The 16,375-nt window shown below is 66.5% G+C and carries 14 protein-coding genes, 1 tRNA gene and 1 pseudogene; 13 read left to right on the top strand and 3 right to left on the bottom strand.

The features are described from left to right. The first annotated feature begins 13 nt into the window (after positions 1 to 13). From cobN to AC04SG_RS08895, 5 genes and pseudogenes are all read left to right on the top strand, one after another. Positions 14 to 3,676, top strand: coding sequence for a cobaltochelatase subunit CobN (gene cobN / locus AC04SG_RS08875; protein WP_488550724.1), 3,663 nt, complete (start codon positions 14 to 16; stop codon positions 3,674 to 3,676). Further along, positions 3,673 to 5,148 (top strand): annotated as a pseudogene (cobG, locus tag AC04SG_RS08880) (precorrin-3B synthase); the annotation flags it as partial. The gene cobN and the pseudogene cobG, both read left to right, overlap by 4 nt. A 9-nt stretch (positions 5,149 to 5,157) precedes the next feature. Beyond that, positions 5,158 to 5,790 (top strand): precorrin-8X methylmutase, encoded by a 633-nt coding sequence (locus AC04SG_RS08885; protein ID WP_488550857.1) that lies wholly within the window; start codon positions 5,158 to 5,160, stop codon positions 5,788 to 5,790. Next, positions 5,787 to 6,551 (top strand): precorrin-2 C(20)-methyltransferase, encoded by a 765-nt coding sequence (locus AC04SG_RS08890; RefSeq protein ID WP_488550725.1) that lies wholly within the window; start codon positions 5,787 to 5,789, stop codon positions 6,549 to 6,551. The genes AC04SG_RS08885 and AC04SG_RS08890 overlap by 4 nt, the downstream gene beginning before the upstream one ends. After that, positions 6,548 to 7,312 (top strand): precorrin-3B C(17)-methyltransferase, encoded by a 765-nt coding sequence (locus AC04SG_RS08895; RefSeq protein WP_488550726.1) that lies wholly within the window; start codon positions 6,548 to 6,550, stop codon positions 7,310 to 7,312. Before AC04SG_RS08890 ends, AC04SG_RS08895 begins: the two co-directional genes overlap by 4 nt. On the opposite strand, the gene AC04SG_RS08900 is transcribed toward AC04SG_RS08895, so the two are convergent. Continuing rightward, the gene (locus AC04SG_RS08900) at positions 7,276 to 8,034 is read right to left on the bottom strand and encodes a cobalt-precorrin-6A reductase (RefSeq protein WP_488550727.1); all 759 of its coding nucleotides are present in this window, start codon (positions 8,032 to 8,034) and stop codon (positions 7,276 to 7,278) included. The two genes, AC04SG_RS08895 and AC04SG_RS08900, sit on opposite strands and share 37 nt — an antisense overlap. A gap of 155 nt (positions 8,035 to 8,189) precedes the next feature. Here AC04SG_RS08900 and cbiE point away from each other — a divergent pair, with 155 nt between their 5' ends. The 8 genes from cbiE to AC04SG_RS08940 all read left to right on the top strand — a co-directional run bounded on the left by cbiE (position 8,190) and on the right by AC04SG_RS08940 (position 15,070). Continuing rightward, entirely contained in the window at positions 8,190 to 9,416 is a 1,227-nt protein-coding gene (gene cbiE, locus AC04SG_RS08905) for a precorrin-6y C5,15-methyltransferase (decarboxylating) subunit CbiE (RefSeq protein ID WP_488550728.1), read from the top strand. Continuing rightward, on the top strand, positions 9,413 to 9,865 hold the full coding sequence (locus AC04SG_RS08910; protein ID WP_488550858.1) for a cobalamin biosynthesis protein: 453 nt from the start codon (positions 9,413 to 9,415) through the stop codon (positions 9,863 to 9,865). The genes cbiE and AC04SG_RS08910 overlap by 4 nt, the downstream gene beginning before the upstream one ends. Further along, positions 9,862 to 10,626, top strand: a complete 765-nt coding sequence (cobM, locus tag AC04SG_RS08915) for a precorrin-4 C(11)-methyltransferase (RefSeq protein ID WP_488550729.1) — start codon at positions 9,862 to 9,864, stop codon at positions 10,624 to 10,626. The genes AC04SG_RS08910 and cobM overlap by 4 nt, the downstream gene beginning before the upstream one ends. After that, the gene (cobA, locus tag AC04SG_RS08920; RefSeq protein ID WP_488550730.1) at positions 10,623 to 11,435 is read left to right on the top strand and encodes a uroporphyrinogen-III C-methyltransferase; all 813 of its coding nucleotides are present in this window, start codon (positions 10,623 to 10,625) and stop codon (positions 11,433 to 11,435) included. Before cobM ends, cobA begins: the two co-directional genes overlap by 4 nt. Beyond that, positions 11,432 to 12,745: a cobyrinic acid a,c-diamide synthase CobB gene (locus AC04SG_RS08925; protein ID WP_488550731.1), complete on the top strand. Its 1,314-nt coding sequence runs from the start codon at positions 11,432 to 11,434 to the stop codon at positions 12,743 to 12,745. Before cobA ends, AC04SG_RS08925 begins: the two co-directional genes overlap by 4 nt. Further along, entirely contained in the window at positions 12,742 to 13,509 is a 768-nt protein-coding gene (gene cobS, locus AC04SG_RS08930) for an adenosylcobinamide-GDP ribazoletransferase (protein WP_488550732.1), read from the top strand. Before AC04SG_RS08925 ends, cobS begins: the two co-directional genes overlap by 4 nt. Before the next feature lie 24 nt (positions 13,510 to 13,533). Continuing rightward, positions 13,534 to 14,544 (top strand): nicotinate-nucleotide--dimethylbenzimidazole phosphoribosyltransferase, encoded by a 1,011-nt coding sequence (gene cobT / locus AC04SG_RS08935; protein ID WP_488550733.1) that lies wholly within the window; start codon positions 13,534 to 13,536, stop codon positions 14,542 to 14,544. A gap of 253 nt (positions 14,545 to 14,797) precedes the next feature. Beyond that, positions 14,798 to 15,070: a hypothetical protein gene (locus AC04SG_RS08940; RefSeq protein ID WP_155922523.1), complete on the top strand. Its 273-nt coding sequence runs from the start codon at positions 14,798 to 14,800 to the stop codon at positions 15,068 to 15,070. 166 nt (positions 15,071 to 15,236) lie between these two features. On the opposite strand, the gene AC04SG_RS08945 is transcribed toward AC04SG_RS08940, so the two are convergent. After that, positions 15,237 to 15,312: transfer RNA gene (locus tag AC04SG_RS08945), tRNA-Lys, on the bottom strand. A gap of 107 nt (positions 15,313 to 15,419) precedes the next feature. Beyond that, positions 15,420 to 16,328, bottom strand: coding sequence for a PhzF family phenazine biosynthesis protein (locus tag AC04SG_RS08950; protein WP_488550734.1), 909 nt, complete (start codon positions 16,326 to 16,328; stop codon positions 15,420 to 15,422). Positions 16,329 to 16,375 lie beyond the last annotated feature (47 nt).

Below are 16,375 nucleotides of genomic sequence, written 5' to 3' on the forward strand. Positions count from 1 at the left end.
ACCACGAGCCGCAATGCACATACTCACCACGACCTCCGCCTCGCTCGACGATCTCGCCGAGCCAGTTGATCTCAGGCAGACGCCGGCGGATATCGTGGCGCTGTCCTTCACCGACAGCGACCTCGCCGGGCTGGCGGCGGCGTGGAAGGCTGATGCCGGCCGCCTGCCCTCGATGCGATTGGCGGCGCTCCGCGATCTGCGCCACCCCATGTCCGTCGACCTCTGGGTCGACAGCGTCGCCCGCCACGCCAAGATGATTTTGGTGCGCATCCTCGGCGGCTACGACTGGTGGCGCTACGGCTGCGACCAGCTTGCAGCAATCGCCCGTGAGCGGGGCATCAAACTCGCCCTGCTGCCCGGCGAAGGCCACGACGAGGACCTGCGCCTGACCGAAGCCTCGACGCTCCCGCGTGAGGAACTGGACGCCTTGCTTGATTATTTCCGCGAGGGCGGCCCGGAGAATATGAGCGCGCTGATGCAGCGGCTGGCGGGGTTGGCCGGGTCGGATGTGGCGGCGGCCGAGCCGGTCGCGGTGCCGAAAGCCGGGTTTTATGAGCCGGGGCGTGGAGTTGTCGACGTTGGCGATCCTTCACACCCCCCTCTGTCCTGCCGGACATCTCCCCCGCAAGGGGGGAGATCAACCGTCACCAAAGCCGGTCCCTCTTCTGCGCCGTTGGACAAGAATCTGTCTGGACCATCCAAGATTGGCGAAATCGCCGATGACAGCGCAATCTCCCCCCTTGCGGGGGAGATGTCCGGCAGGACAGAGGGGGGTGGGCGGGAACGCGACGCCGACAATCCCCCCGCACCCATCATCCCCATCCTCTTCTACCGCTCGATGCTGCTGGCTGCCGATGTCGCGCCCATCGACGCGCTTTTTGATGCACTCCGCCAGCGCGGCATCACCCCGGTCCCGATCTTCGTCTCCAGCCTGAAAGACGCCACCTCGCTGGCCTTCGTCGAAACCGCGCTGGCCTCGCTCAAACCCGCCGCCATCATCACAGCCACCGCCTTCGCTTCCGGTGCCGAGCCCGGCGTGGAAACCCTGTTCGACCGCGCCGGCGTGCCCGTCTTCCAGGTCATCGTCGCCACCACTCGCCGCGACGTCTGGGACAAGAACCAGCGCGGCCTGGCGCCCGCCGACCTTGCCATGCATGTCGTGCTGCCCGAACTCGACGGCCGCATCCTTGCCGGCGCGATTTCCTTCAAGGGTGAAAGCGAGACCGACCCGGCGCTCGGCCACCGCGCCTTCGCCAACCGGCCGGAACCGGATCGCGTGGCGCAGGTGGCGGATAGGGTAGCGGCGTTTATTCGCCTGCAGGAGACGGCTCGCGCGGCGCGCAAGCTGGCGATATTGATTCCCGACTATCCGAGCGCCCCCGGCCGCACCGGCTACGCTGTCGGCCTCGACGTGCCATCCAGCGTGCTGGCGATGCTGCATGACCTGAAGGCGCAGGGCTATGCGGTTGAAGGGATTCCGCAAACACCGCGTGCGTTGCTGGATTTGCTGGAGCGGAGTGATGATGGGTTGGGATTGGGAGAGTATCTGGACTTCTCCAGGGATTTGCCTGCTGAAGCTGTGGCTGTCGTCGATGCCGCATGGGGCGCTCCCTCACCCTCCCCCTTGTGGGGAGGGTCGGTTCGCGACATTCGCGAAGCGGATGGCGCGAAACGGGCTGGGGGTCGCGGTGCACCACCCCCACCCGGCCCTGCGGGCCACCCTCCCCACAAGGGGGAGGGTAAGAGCGGCTTCCCCTTCCGCGCCGCGACCTTCGGCAACATCACAGTCGCACTTGCCCCCGACCGCGGCCGCTCGGCCGACCGTCGCGCTGATTACCACGACCCGACGCTCCCTCCACGTCACGATCTGATCGCCTTCGGCCTGTGGCTGCGCAAATCGCTCGGCATCCATGCTCTCATCCATGTCGGCGCCCACGGCACGTTGGAATGGCTGCCCGGCAAGACGGTCGCGCTGTCGCAAGCCTGCTTTCCCGAGATCGTCACCGGCCCGCTGCCGGTCATTTATCCCTTCATCGTTTCCAATCCGGGCGAAGCAGCACAAGCCAAACGGCGCATTGCTGCCGTCACCCTTGGCCATCTGCCGCCGCCGCTGGCCGGCGCGGGACTGGACGAAGAACAGCACAGACTCGAGCGGCTGGTCGACGAATACGCCCAGGCCGACGGCCTCGATCGCCGCCGCCGCGACCGTCTCGCAAAACTGATCGTCGACACCGCGCGAAAGACCGGCCTTGCCTCCGAAGCCGGCGTCGCCAAAACCGACGCGCCGGATGAAGCGCTGCGTCGCATCGACGCCTGGCTCTGCGACCTCAAGGATTTCGCCATCAAGGACGGTCTGCATATCTACGGCCGAGCACCCGACGACGAACCAGATGCCATGCGCCTGCAAAGCGTTGCTGCCGAGAAGTCGGCGCTGCTGGCCGCGCTCGACGGCCGCCACGTCAAGGCCGGTCCGGCCGGCGCGCCGGCGCGTGGTCGCTCCGATGTGCTGCCCACCGGCCGCAACCTCTTCACCTCCGACCCGCGCACCATGCCGACACCGACCGCCTATGATCTCGGCAAGGCTGCAGCAGAAGAAGTGGTGCGCGGCTACATGCAATCGCATGGCGATTGGCCGCGCTCGCTGGTCATCGACCTCTGGGGCTCGGCGTCGCTGCGCACCGGCGGCGAGGAAATAGCGCAAGGGCTGGCGCTGATGGGCTGCCGGCCGCAATGGGATTCTGCAACAGGCCGCATCACCGGCATCGAGGTGCTGCCTCCGGCCGCCCTCGGCCGCCCGCGTGTCGACGTCACCTGGCGGATTTCAGGCCTGTTCCGCGACATGTTCCCGACCCAGATCGCGCTGATCGATGCCGCCGCTAACGCCGTTGCCGCGCGCGACGAGGACGATTCGGAAAATCCGCTCGCCGCCAAAACCCGCGCCGACGGCAAGCTCAGCCCGCGCATCTTCGGCACCTCGCCCGGCACCTATGGCGCCGGCATCGAGGACCTGTTGTCAAGCGGCGACTGGGGCATGCGCGAAGAGATCGGCCGCGCCTATCTCGACGCCACATCGCATACCTATGGCGGCGCCGAGGGCGAAGGCATCGCCTCCCCCGGCGCTTTCGAAACCCGCATCGCCGAGGCCGATCTTCTCGTCCACACCGGCGACGATCCCGGCCGCGACATTCTCGAAGGCTCCGCTGATGTCGCCTTCATCGGCGGCTTTTCGGCCGCACTGGCAGCGCTGGGCAGGAATGCCGACGTGATCGTGCTCGACACGACGGATCCGCAGAAACCTAAACCGCGTTCGGTGAGCGAAGCCGTATCGCGGGTGGTGCGGGCGCGCGCGGTCAACGCGCGGTTTATATCGGGCCAGATGCGCCACGGCCCGCGCGGCGCTTCCGAATTCGCCGAGACGGTCGACCGCCTCATCGGCTTTGCCGAAACCACGCACGCCATTTCGGGCGCGCTGATCGAGGCCGTGCATGACGCTTATGTCGGCGATCCTGACGTGCGCGCCTTCATCCTGCGCGAAAACCCCGCTGCCGCAAAAGTCATCGCCGAGCGCTTCCTGTCGGCGCGCAGACGTGGCCTCTGGCATCCCTTGCGCAATTCCGTCGACGACGATCTTGCCGCGCTGATCGCCGAGGCCGAGGCGCTCGGGGTCGCGGCATGAACGCCTTCTCAAGGCGTGGCGCCTGTCCGGCTTTGTCGGCGCCGATGCTAACCGGCGACGGCCTGCTGGTCAGGCTCAACCCCGTTGCTGGAGGCCCATCTGCCGGAGGTTTGCCGCCGAAGCTTCTGATCGGGCTCTGCGAATCCGCCCTGCGGTACGGCAACGGCATCATGGAGGTGACGGCGCGCGGCAGCCTGCAGATCCGCGGGCTGACGGCGGCAAGCGCAGCCCTGCTGGCGGCGGAGGTGGACGCGCTGGGGATTGCGGTGCGCACCGGCGTGCCGGTCGAGACCGGGCCGCTGGCGGGCATCGATCCGCGGGAGCTTGTGGATCCGCGGGCTCTGGCTGAAAGGATCAGGGCGGCGGTTGAGGACGCCGGGCTGACGGCGAGGCTCGGGCCGAAGGTGTCGGTGGTCGTCGATGGCGGCGGGCAACTGACAATGGATGCGGTGACGGCCGATGTCAGGCTGAAGGCGGTGCGGTCCGGCGATGGCGTCGTGTGGGCTGTGTCGGTTGGCGGTGACGGTCGAAGCACGAAGCCGGTCGCGACGGCCGACGCCGATGCCGCGAGGGATATCGCGGTGGCTGCGCTCAGGATGGTCGCGGAAAAAGGCCGCGAGGCGCATGCGAGGGATTTGTCGGAGAGGCAATTAGCCTCGCTCGCAGGCTGGCACTCTGTCGCGCCCCCCTCTGTCCTGCCGGACATCTCCCCCACTTGGGGGGAGATTAGGCTGTCGCGGCCGTTTTCGCCATCCTTCAACGTCGAGAGTGAAGAGCCGCCAGCGAAGCTGCTGATCTCCCCCTTGGTGGGGGAGATGTCCGGCAGGACAGAGGGGGGCGACGTAGAGCGCTCTTGCCCACCGATTGGCCTCTTTGACTTGAGCACCGACCACGCTCTCGGCATAGCCCTCCCCTACGGCAGCATGCCGGCCGGCAAGCTCATCGCCCTCGCCCAACGCGCCCTCGCCCTCGGCGCCACCGAAATTCGCCTCGCCCCCGGCCGCGCCTTGCTCTTCCTCGGCCAACCACCAGCCGTAAACCACCTCCTCCAAACCACCGCAACCGCGCTCGGCTTCGTCACCTCCGCCACCGACCCCCGCACCCGCATTGCCGCCTGCCCCGGCACCCCTGCCTGCGCCTCCGGCCAGATTGCCACGCGCGACATCGCCGAAACCATCGCCGCCGAAAACGCCGATATCCTAGACTTCACCCTGCACATTTCCGGTTGTGCCAAGGGCTGCGCACACCCCGGCCCAGCGGCGCTAACAATCGTCGGCGGCGAAAACGGAGCCGGACTTGTCGTGAACGCGACGGCAAAGGCCCTTCCTGCGGGCTACAGGCCGGGCTATGACGCCGCGCGCGGCATCAGTCACGTCGCAGCAGCGATCCGCAGCGCACGATTTCAGGGCGAAACCGCCGCCGCTTGTCTGACAAGGCTCGGGCCGGCGGCAATCGCCGAAACCTACCGACAGGAAGTGAGCATGGCCGCCTACGACTACATCCATGACGGCAACGCAATCTACGAGCGCTCCTTCGCCATCATCCGCGCCGAGGCCGACCTGTCGCGCTTTTCCGAAGCCGAGGCCGATGTCGCCATCCGCATGATCCATGCCTGCGGCCAGGTCGAAGCATCAAGTCATTTTGTTTTCTCACCTGACTTCGTCGTGGCCGCCCGTACCGCCTTGGCGGCCGGTGCGCCGATCTTCTGCGATGCGGAAATGGTCTCGCATGGCATCACCCGCGCCCGGCTGCCCGTCGGCAACGAGGTGATCTGCACGCTGCGCGACCCACGCACGCACGACATTGCCAAAGATATCGGCAACACCCGCTCGGCCGCCGCGATCGACCTGTGGGGCGAACGCATGGCCGGTTCGGTTGTGGCCATCGGCAACGCGCCGACGGCGCTGTTCTATCTCCTGGAAAGACTGCGCGACGGCGCGCCGAAACCGGCGGCCATCATCGGCATGCCGGTCGGCTTTGTCGGCGCGGCCGAATCCAAGGATGCATTGGCCGAGAATTCTTATGGCGTGCCTTACGCCATCGTGCGCGGCCGTCTCGGCGGCAGCGCGATGACCGCTGCCGCCCTCAATTCGCTGGCGAGGCCCGGCCTGTGAACGCGCTTCCCAAAGGCCGCCTTGTCGGCATCGGCACCGGTCCCGGCGACCCCGAACTGCTGACGCTGAAAGCCGCGCGCGTCCTGGCCGAAGCCGATATCGTCGCCTATTTCGCCAAGCGCGGCAACAACAGCAATGCCCGCGCCATCGTCGAGGCGCGCTTCCGCCCGGACATGCTCGAACTGCCGCTGCTCTACCCCGTCACCACCGAAATTGACAAGGACGGCGACGACTACCGCTCGCAGATCACCGATTTCTACGAGCAGTCGGCCGAAAAGGTAGCCGAACACCTCGAGGCCGGCCGGATGGTGGCGGTGCTGTCGGAAGGTGATCCGCTGTTCTACGGCTCCTACATGCATCTGCATGTGCGCCTCGCCCATCGCTTCCCGACGGAGGTCATCCCCGGCGTTACCGCCATGTCCGGATGCTGGTCGCAGACCGGTGTGCCGATCGTCCAGGGCGACGATGTGCTGACGGTTTTGCCCGGAACGATGAGCGAGTTCGAACTCACTCGCCGGCTGGCCGACACCGACGCCGCCGTTATCATGAAGGTCGGCCGCAACCTGCCCAAGATCAGGCGGGCGCTGGAGGCGACAGGCAAATTGACCCGCGCTGTCTATGTCGAGCGCGGCACCATGGCCGGCAGCGTCTCGATGAGGCTCGCAGACAAGCCGGACGACAAGGCACCCTACTTCGCCATCGTGCTGGTCGCCGGCTGGTCCGGCCGGCCTGGTGCTATGGGAATGGGTGCCAAGCCATGAGCGGCCGTCTCACCGTTATTGGCCTCGGACCCGGCAATGCCGATCAGGTCACGCCTGAAGCCAGCCGCGCCGTGGCGGAAGCAAAATTCTTCTATGGCTACAAGCCTTACCTCGACCGGCTCGACTTGCGCCCTGACCAGACCCGCGTCGCCTCCGACAATCGCGAGGAAATCGCCCGCTCCAAGGACGCGCTGGTAAAGGCTGCCGAGGGCCATGAGGTCGCTGTCGTCTCCGGCGGCGATCCTGGCGTGTTTGCCATGGCGGCGGCCGTCTGCGAGGCGATCGAGGCCGGCCCGGCCGAATGGCACGCGGTCGATGTCGCCGTCGTGCCTGGCGTCACCGCCATGCTGGCGGTCGCGGCCCGCATCGGCGCGCCGCTCGGTCATGATTTCTGCGCCATCTCGCTGTCCGACAATCTGAAGCCGTGGGATCTGATCGAACTGCGCCTTTTGGCAGCAGCCGGCGCCGGCTTCGTCATCGCGCTCTACAACCCGATCAGCAAGGCGCGCCCGTGGCAGCTCGGCCGCGCCTTCGAATGCCTGACCGCCATCCTGCCCGGCACCACGCCGGTGATTTTCGGCCGCGCCGCCGGCCGCCCGGACGAGCGCATCGAGGTGTTTCTGCTGGCCGATGCCGACGCCGAAAAGGCCGACATGGCGACTTGCATCATCATCGGCTCGCCGGAAACGAGGATCATCAAGCGCGGCGACAAGCCGGCGCTGGTCTACACGCCGCGCTCCGCGACGGGGTCGAGACCATGATCGATCATCGCGGCAAGCTCATCGACGGTTTTGGCGGAGGGCACGTCCGGCAGGATGGGTCTACGCACCATGACCACCTCGATGCCGAGCGCCCGCGCCGCCGCGATCTTGCCATAGGTCGCCTCGCTGCCGCTGTTCTTGGAGACGACGACATCGATGTGATTCTCCTCGAGCAGCGCGCGTTCATCCGCCTCGCGGAATGGCCCACGCGCCAGCAGGTAAGTCGCATCCGGCACCACCAGTTTCGGCTCGACCGTGTCGACGCTGCGGATGAGATAATGGTGCTGCGGCGCGGCCTCGAAAGCTGCGACCTCCTGCCGGCCGAGCGCCAGGAAGGCGCGGCGCGGAGCCGGTCCAAGCGCTTGCACCGCATCGCCCACCGTATCCACCAGCGTCCAGCGGTCGCCTTCGACCGGCTCCCAGCCGGGACGGCGCAGCGCCAGGATCGGCACGCCGCTCAGGCGCGCGGCTTCCGCAGCATTGGCGGAAATCCGCGCCGCATAGGGATGCGTGGCATCGATCAGCAGGTCGGTTCGCGTTTCCTCGAGATAGGCGGCCAGTCCGTCGGCGCCGCCAAAGCCGCCGCTGCGCACCGGCACACCTTGCGCGACCGGGCTTTCGGTGCGGCCGGCGAGCGACAGGGTGACGAGGAAATCCGCCGCCAGTTTTCCGGCCAATTGGCGCGCTTCTGTTGTGCCGCCGAGGATCAGAACTTTCTTCATGGGCACCATATTGAACCGCGTCGGCGCTGCCTCTCACCCTTACCCTCTGCCCGTGAAGAACGGGGAGAGGGAGGCGTCAGCGTCGGAGCTTCCCCCTTCTCCCCGTCACTATACGGGGAGAAGGTGCCGGCAGGCGGATGAGGGGCGGCGCCGACATGTCAAAAAATCAGCCAACACCAAAATGGCTCACCATCGTCGGCATCGGCGAGGACGGTTTAGCGGGTCTCGGCGACGAGGCCAAGCGGCTGATCGCCGAAGCGGAAATCGTCTTCGGCGGCAAACGGCATCTGGCGCTGGTGACTTCGCTTGCCAAGGGCGAGCAACGCCCGTGGCCGGTCCCTTTCGATGCCGGCATGGCCGATGTGCTGGCGCTGGCCGGCCGGCGTGTCTGCGTGCTCGCTTCCGGCGACCCGTTCTTCCATGGTGTTGGCGCTACTCTTGCCCGCAAGGTCGAGCCACAGAAGATGCATGTCATCCCTGCACCCTCGGCCATTTCGCTGGCCGCCGCGAGGCTTGGCTGGGCGCTGCAGGACATCGAGATGGTGTCGCTGCATGGGAGGCCGCTCGACCTGATCCGGCCGTTGCTGCAGCCGAATGCGCGCATCCTGGCGCTGACATCGGACGCCGATGCACCGGCGGCAATCGCGCGCCTGCTCACCGAGCTCGATTTCGGCGCTTCGCGGCTGACGGTCCTGGAAGCGCTGGGCGGACCGAACGAGAAGCAGCGTTCCGCCCGAGCCGACGCTTTCGATCTTGGAGATATCAATCCGCTCAACGTGCTGGCGCTCGAACTTGAATCGACCCCGGAAGCGCGCATCCTGCCGCTAACCATTGGCCGCGCCGATCATCTGTTCGAGCATGACGGCCAGATCACCAAGCACGACATCCGCGCCATCACGCTTGCGGCGCTGGCGCCAAGGCGTGGCGAATTGCTGTGGGATATCGGTGCCGGTTCCGGCTCCATCGGCATCGAATGGATGCTCGCTCATCCCTCGATGCGCGCCATCGCCATCGAGGCCAACAACGATCGTGCCGCCCGCATCGCCCGCAACGCCGCGCATTGTGGCGTGCCCGGCCTCGTCGTGGTGCAAGGGCCCGCACCCAAGGCACTGGCCGGGCTGGCCACGCCGGACGCGATCTTCATCGGCGGTGGCGGCAGTGTTTCAGGTGTTTTGAACGCAGCCATCAAGGCGCTGCGTTCCGGCGGTCGTCTGGTCGCAAATGCTGTCACTCTGGAGATGGAAACTCTGCTCCTCGCCCAGCATACCAAGCGCGGCGGCGACCTCACCCGCATCGCCATCTCCCGCGCTTCCCCTGTTGGCTCGATGCAGGCCTGGCGGCCGGCCATGCCGGTCACCCAATGGAGCTGGGTGAAACCATGATGGTCGCGGGTATCGGCAGCCGCAAGGGCGTGAGCGTCAAAGACGTGCTGGCAGCGATCGAGACCGCCCTCGAAGCACATGGGCTGGCGATGACGGCGCTGTCGGCACTGGCGACGACCGAATTCAAGCGCAACGAAGAGGCCATTTTCGCTGCAGGCCGTGAGCTCAACCTCCCAGTGATAGTAGTGGATGTGGCGGGCACCGAACCGGGGGGAGAGGAGATTGCCGGGGTCGACGCCAGCCTCTTCTCCCCAGCGGGGAGAAGGTGGCCCGAAGGGCCGGATGAGGGGGCCGCCTCGCGCAACCTTTCGCAAGAACTCGCCGGCACGCCATCCGTCTCCGAAGCCTCCGCCCTTGCCGTTGCCGGCGCCGGAGCAAAACTGCTCGGGCCGCGCACCGTGGTCGGCCCGGTCACCTGCGCCATCGCCATCAGCGGAGATGCGCCATGACCGTTCATTTCATCGGCGCCGGTCCAGGCGCCGCCGACCTCATCACACTGCGGGGCGCCAAGCTGCTCGCAAGCTGCCCGGTCTGCCTGCATGCCGGCTCGATCGTCGCCCCCGAATTGCTGCAGCACTGTGCGCCCGGGACAAAACTGATCGACACGGCACCGATGTCGCTCGACGAGATCGAGGCTGAATATGTGGCGGCCCATCAGGCCGGCCACGATGTCGCCCGCCTGCATTCCGGCGATCTCTCGGTGTGGAGCGCGGTGGCCGAGCAGATCCGCCGGCTGGAAAAGCATGGCATCCCTTACACACTGACGCCGGGTGTCCCCTCCTTCGCCGCCGCTGCCGCAGCGCTGCGTCGCGAACTGACCATTCCCGAAGTGGGGCAAAGCCTGGTGCTGACCCGAGTCTCCGGCCGCGCCTCGAAAATGCCGCCGGGCGAAACGCTGGCCGGCTTCGGCCGCACCGGCGCTACGCTGGCCATTCATCTCGCCATCCACGCCATCGACCGCGTCGTCGCCGAATTGACGCCGCACTATGGCGGCGATTGCCCGGTGGCGATCGTCTTTCGCGCCTCCTGGCCGGACGAGCGCGTGCTGACCGGCACGCTGGCCACCATCGAGGCGCTGCTCGCGGCCGATCCGATGGAGCGCACGGCGATCATCTTCGTTGGCTCTTCGCTGGCGGCGGAAGGTTTTGGCGAGAGTTCATTATACGACGCCCATTACCAGCGGCGTTTTCGCGGACGGGATGGACTGTGAGCGGCAAGACCAAAAGCGAAAACACCACGCTCGAAAAGGCGCTGTCGCGGCTCAACTTCAAGCCGCGTGCGCTTGAGCCCGGCCATGTCTGGCTGGCCGGCGCCGGTCCTGGCGATCCAGGCTGCCTGACCCTGGAAGTGCTGGCGGCTTTGGCCGATGCCGATGCGCTGGTCTACGACGCGCTGGTCTCACCAGATGTCGTCGCCGTCGCGGACAAAGCCGAGCTGTTCTTTGCGGGAAAACGCGGCGGCAAGCCGTCGATGAAGCAGGACGACATCACCGCTTTGCTGGTGCGGCTGGCGCGCGACGGCCGCCGCGTCATCAGGCTGAAGGGCGGCGACCCCTACATTTTCGGCCGTGGCGGCGAAGAGGCACTGGCGCTGGCGCGGGAAGATATCCCGTTTCGCGTCCTGCCCGGCCTGACATCGGGGCTGAGCGCGCTGGCCGCCACCGGCATCCCGGCCACCATGCGCGGCATCAACAAGGCGGTAATTCTGGCGACCGGCCATGCCGCCGGCACCGATGACGATCTCGACTGGGCAGCGATCGCCCGCACCGGCCAGCCGGTGGTCATCTATATGGGCATGGCCAATCTTCCCACCATCGCCGCGTCCCTGCTCGAAGGCGGGCTGGCGCCATCGACGCCGGCGGCGGTCATCGTTTCGGCGACGACGCCGCAGGAGCGAACCGTCGTCGCCACGCTCGCCACCATCGCCGAGGCCGCGGCGGCGGCCGGGCTCGCCTCGCCGGCGCTGATTGTCGTCGGCGGCATTGTCGCCATGCGCGCGGCATTGGCGGGCAATCCATGACCCGCGCCATCATCATCGGGGCGCCGCGCTCGGGGTCCGGCAAGACCAGCGTCACTATCGGCATTTTGCGCGCGCTCGCCCGGCGCGGCATCAAGGTGCGCGGCGCCAAATCCGGCCCCGACTATATCGATCCCGGCTTCCACACCGCCGCGACCGGGCTTTCCGGCGTCAATCTCGACAGCTGGGCGATGTCGCCCGACCTGCTCAATGCACTGGCCGGCAACGCCACCGAGGATGCCGATTTCATCTTCCTCGAAAGCGCCATGGGCCTGTTCGACGGCATCCCCGCCGGGCAAGGCCGCACCGGCTCGGCCGCCGATCTGGCGCGGCTCTACCATCTGCCGGTACTTCTAGTGCTCGATGTCTCCGGCCAATCGACCACGGCGGCCGCCGTCGCCAAGGGTTTCGCCACCTATGACCCAGACGTGCGCATGGCCGGCGTCGTGCTCAACCGTCTCGGCAGCGAGCGCCACCGCAAGCTGTGCAGCGAGGCCATCGAAGCGCTCGGCCTGCCGGTCGTCGGCAGCGTCTTGCGCGACCCCTCGCTCAACCTGCCGGAGCGCCATCTCGGCCTCGTTCAGGCCGGTGAGTATGCCGACCTGATGGCGCATCTCGACCGCTTGGCAGATATGGTCGAGAAATCCCTCGACCTCGACGCCATCATGGCGCTGGCAGCACCCTTTTCGCCGGCGCCGGGCAGTTTCGAAAATGCCTTGCCGCCGCCCGGCCAGCGCATCGCGCTGGCGGAAGACGCAGCCTTCACCTTCCTCTATCCGCATGTCGCAGCCTATTGGCGCAAGGCCGGCGCAGAGATCGTGCCGTTCTCGCCGCTCGCCGACGAAGCGCCGGCTACGGATTGCGATGTCTGCTGGTTGCCCGGCGGCTATCCCGAGCTTCACGCCGGCCGTCTTGCGGCGGCAATGAATTTTCGCGCGGGCATGGCGCGTTTCGCCGAAACAAAGCCCATCCATGGCGAGTGCGGCGGCTTCATGGTGCTGGGCGAAGCACTGGAGGATGCGGCCGGCGAGACACACGCCATGCTCGGCCTGCTCGGCCATTCCACCAGCTTCGCCAAGCGCAAGATGAACCTCGGCTACCGCGAAGCGCGGCTGCGCGCCGCCTGTCCGCTGGGCGCGCAGGGCGCGCTTATCCGCGGCCACGAATTCCATTATGCGCAGATGATTGCGACCGGTAATGACGAGCCGCTGGCCGATCTCGCCGACGGCCAGGGCAATCCGCTCGGCGCCTCCGGCTACCGGCGCGGCCGTGTCAGCGGCACCTTCTTCCATGCCATTGCGAGGGGTGCATGACCGTCGTTCCCTCGCCCCGGCAGGCGCTTGACGACGTCGCGCTCTGCCTCGTCTTCTTCACCCGGCTGCCGCTGCCTGTGTTCGACTTTCGCAGCCGCGGCCTTGCCGATGCGATCTGGGCCGCACCTGTCGCCGGCCTCGCCGTGGCAGTGGTTGGCGCCGTCGTCCACGCCATTGGGATAAAACTCGGCCTGGCCGCCGGTCCGGCGGCCGCCCTCGTCCTTGCCGCAACGCTGCTCGCCACCGGCTGCCTGCATGAGGACGGGCTGTCGGATGTCGCCGATGGCTTTGGCGGCGGCAAGACGCGCGACAAAAAACTGGAGATCATGCGCGACAGCCGAATCGGCGCCTATGGCGCTTCGGCGCTTGGCCTGTCGCTGCTCATCCGCTGGAGCGCGCTGTCGCAACTCGCCAATCCGACAAGCGTTCTCTTCGCCCTGATCGCCGCCCATGCCGCTTCGCGCGGCCTGCTCGGCGCCTTCATGCACCTGTCACCGCCGGCGCGCAGCGACGGCCTGTCCGCAGACGCTGGCACCGTGTCGGCGCAAACCGCTGTTCTCGGCGCAGTGCTCGGCGCCGCAGCACTGCTGACGCTCGGGCTGGGAGGTGCGTTTGCGGCGCTGATCCTGCTGGCGCTCGTGTTCAGCGCCTTGCGCGCGCTCTGCCTCAACCAGATTGGCGGCCAAACCGGTGACACGATCGGCGCCCTGCAGCAGCTCGGCGAGATCATAGTGCTGCTGGTCGCTTCCGTTTCCCTCCCCTGAATCACTTCCGGAGATTGCTTCCCCATGCCCTTCAAATCATTCGATGAACTGCGCGCCGCTTGCCTCGACCTGCCTGCCGGCAGCGACACGGCCGCCAATGCCGTCTCCCGCCGCCAGGACACGCTGACCAAGCCGCAAGGCAGCCTTGGCCGGCTGGAGACCATCGCCGCCTGGCTGGCGCGCTGGCAGGGCCGCGACATGCCGAAGCTCGACCGCGTAAAAGTCTTCGTCTTCGCCGGCAATCACGGTGTCACAGCGCAAGGCGTGTCTGCCTTCCCCTCGGAAGTGACCGTACAGATGGTGGCGAATTTCGCCGGCGGCGGCGCCGCCATCAACCAGCTGGCTCGCATCGCCGGTGCCGAACTCGACGTCATCCCGCTCGACCTCGACCAGCCGACCGGTGACTTCACACAAACGCCGGCGATGGACGAGAAGGCCTTCCTCGCTGCCGTCTCCGCCGGTTATCACGCTGTGACGAAAGACCTCGACCTCGTCTGCTTCGGCGAAATGGGCATCGGCAACACCACGCCGGCTGCCGCGATCTCGGCCGGCCTGTTCGGCGGCGGCGCGGAAAAATGGACCGGGCGCGGCACCGGCGTCGACGATGCCGGGTTAAAACGCAAGGTCACGGCCATCGAAGCCGGCCTCAAGCGCCATGCCGATGCGCTGTCCGACCCGCTGAAGATCGCCGCCGCCCTTGGCGGACGCGAACTCGCCGCCATCTTCGGCGCCACGCTTTCCGCGCGTCGCAACAATGTCCCGGTGCTGCTCGACGGCTTCGTCTGCACGGCCGCCGCGGCGCCCTTGGCAAGGCTGCACCCAAGCGGCCTTGCCCACACCATCGCCGCCCACGTCTCAGCCGAATCTGGTCACCGCCGCCTGCTCGAAGCGCTCGGTCTGCCGCCGCTGCTCGACCTCGGCATGCGGCTCGGCGAAGGCTCCGGCGCCTGCCTCGCCGTCAACATCGTCCGCTCGGCGCTGGAATGCCATGTAAGGATGGCTAGCTTCGCTGAGGCCGGTGTGTCGGAGAAGTAGCTAGGGCGATTTGTCGGGAGAGCGCCGGCCCGAACCTTCACTGACGATCGTCTGGCCGGTCACTGGCATTCCGGGCTGGTGGTTCAAACGGCCCGGCCGCTGAAAGATTCCCCACCTGGGGGAACATTGGCCCGCAGCTTCTGTGGTGGGCTCTTTTTACTGGCACTATTGGCCGTCGTTGCCGACAAAATGTGATTGACGTAACGTTGACCAGGCGCAATCATTACGGATTGTGCAGGGTGAGGGCGTTTCAATGAAACTCGTTGTCTTTGGCGTAGCAATAGTATTGGCCGCCACCGGAGCAGCTGTTGCGAAAGAGAAGAAAAAGGTGGCCACCGCTCAGGCTACAACCTCGTGTTCTACAGCTCATAAGAAGGCTGGCAGCAAGCCGACCGCGAAACCGGATTGCAAATCGACAGGCACCGTGGTTGCGCGACCGTCAAATAGGGCCGAAAACTTCCTGGATCATTATAATCCGCGCTTAGGGTATGACACCAGTCCGTGGTTTCAAACTGGCTTTAATTGATGGCGGCTTCGGCTTCCGGGCCTTTCTTTATCCAGCGCGGCCTTCCCTCCTTCGCCAAATAGCGCACCGGCCGAGTTCAAGGCAACCTGCCCCATGATTGAGGCATGCCGAGGCGCGTCAACGCGTCCCGCATTCCAAGGGTCTTCCACCAACTTTTCGAAAAATTTGGTGGGTGCGCACAGGATTGAACTGTGGACCCGCTGATTAAGAGTCAGCTGCTCTACCAACTGAGCTACGCACCCACTCGACCGGTCAAAACCGGCGTTGGCGGGCATATAGCCGCCGATACCGGTCCTGTCCAGCCCTGCCGGAATCATTTCCCGACAAATAGCTGAACTGCCGCAGGCGGTCAGACGAACAGTCTGCCTTCCGCCACCTTGATGGCGTGGCCGCCAATGCGCGCCGACGCCAGTTTTCCGCCTTCGACAGTGAGTTCGAGACGGATGCGCGACGGTCGGCCCATCTCCAGCCCCTGCTCGATCCACAGCTGCGAAATGCCGTCGGTGGGGGTGTCGAAATGCATGATGGCGCCGGCAAAGGCCGCTGCCGCCGACCCGGTCGCCGGATCCTCGTAGGACGGCGTGCCCGGCACGATCATGCGGACATGGAAGGCGCTGTCATGGTTCACCGTCTGGCGGCAATAGACGTACGGGCTGGCGAAAGCCCATTCGCTCTTGCGCGGCGCCAGTTCCGACCATGCCTGGTTGTCGAGCTTGATGCGGGCTGCCGCCTCCAGATTGGCGACCGGGATGGTGACGTAAGGCACGCCGGCCGACCAGAACGACACCAGGTGATTCTCAAAGCCGATCTCATGCGGCGCGAGGCCAAGGGCCGCACCAATCGCTTGCGGATCGGCTTCGAGCTTCAACGGTTCCGGCAGCTTCGCCAGATCGAACTCGGCAAAGGTGGCGCCATCGTGCCGGCTGACGGCGCAGCGCACCGGGCCGATGTTCTCCTCCAGCACGAAGAGGCCGGCGTCGCTCTCGCCTGCCAGTTCGGCCAGCGCAATCGCCGCGCCGACGGTCGGGTGGCCGGCAAACGGCATTTCATAGTCGGGCGTGAAAATACGGATGCGGTTGCGGTGCTTGGGATTGTCCGGCGACAGCACGAAGACCGATTCGGACAGGTTGAACTCGCGCGCGATGGCCTGCATGGCTGCCGTATCCAGCCCCTTGCTGTCCAACACGACAGCCAGCGGATTGCCGGCCAGCCGTTCGGTCGTAAACACATCGTAAAGCAAGTAATTGCGCGTCTGCATCTTGGAAAACCTTCCGCCTCAATCCGAACATGGCCGAAATTTAATTT

Source organism: Mesorhizobium sp. CNPSo 4684, assembly GCF_057784315.1.

What these genes read in the sequence shown, in the direction of transcription:
- cobN (WP_488550724.1), top strand. Translation starts at nt 14, where the DNA reads ATGCACATACTCACCACGACCTCCGCCTCGCTCGACGATCTCGCCGAG.
- AC04SG_RS08885 (WP_488550857.1), top strand. Translation starts at nt 5,158, where the DNA reads ATGGCCGCCTACGACTACATCCATGACGGCAACGCAATCTACGAGCGC.
- AC04SG_RS08895 (WP_488550726.1), top strand. Translation starts at nt 6,548, where the DNA reads ATGAGCGGCCGTCTCACCGTTATTGGCCTCGGACCCGGCAATGCCGAT.
- AC04SG_RS08900 (WP_488550727.1), bottom strand. Translation starts at nt 8,034, where the DNA reads ATGAAGAAAGTTCTGATCCTCGGCGGCACAACAGAAGCGCGCCAATTG.
- cbiE (WP_488550728.1), top strand. Translation starts at nt 8,190, where the DNA reads ATGTCAAAAAATCAGCCAACACCAAAATGGCTCACCATCGTCGGCATC.
- AC04SG_RS08910 (WP_488550858.1), top strand. Translation starts at nt 9,413, where the DNA reads ATGATGGTCGCGGGTATCGGCAGCCGCAAGGGCGTGAGCGTCAAAGAC.
- cobM (WP_488550729.1), top strand. Translation starts at nt 9,862, where the DNA reads ATGACCGTTCATTTCATCGGCGCCGGTCCAGGCGCCGCCGACCTCATC.
- AC04SG_RS08925 (WP_488550731.1), top strand. Translation starts at nt 11,432, where the DNA reads ATGACCCGCGCCATCATCATCGGGGCGCCGCGCTCGGGGTCCGGCAAG.
- cobS (WP_488550732.1), top strand. Translation starts at nt 12,742, where the DNA reads ATGACCGTCGTTCCCTCGCCCCGGCAGGCGCTTGACGACGTCGCGCTC.
- cobT (WP_488550733.1), top strand. Translation starts at nt 13,534, where the DNA reads ATGCCCTTCAAATCATTCGATGAACTGCGCGCCGCTTGCCTCGACCTG.
- AC04SG_RS08940 (WP_155922523.1), top strand. Translation starts at nt 14,798, where the DNA reads ATGAAACTCGTTGTCTTTGGCGTAGCAATAGTATTGGCCGCCACCGGA.
- AC04SG_RS08950 (WP_488550734.1), bottom strand. Translation starts at nt 16,328, where the DNA reads ATGCAGACGCGCAATTACTTGCTTTACGATGTGTTTACGACCGAACGG.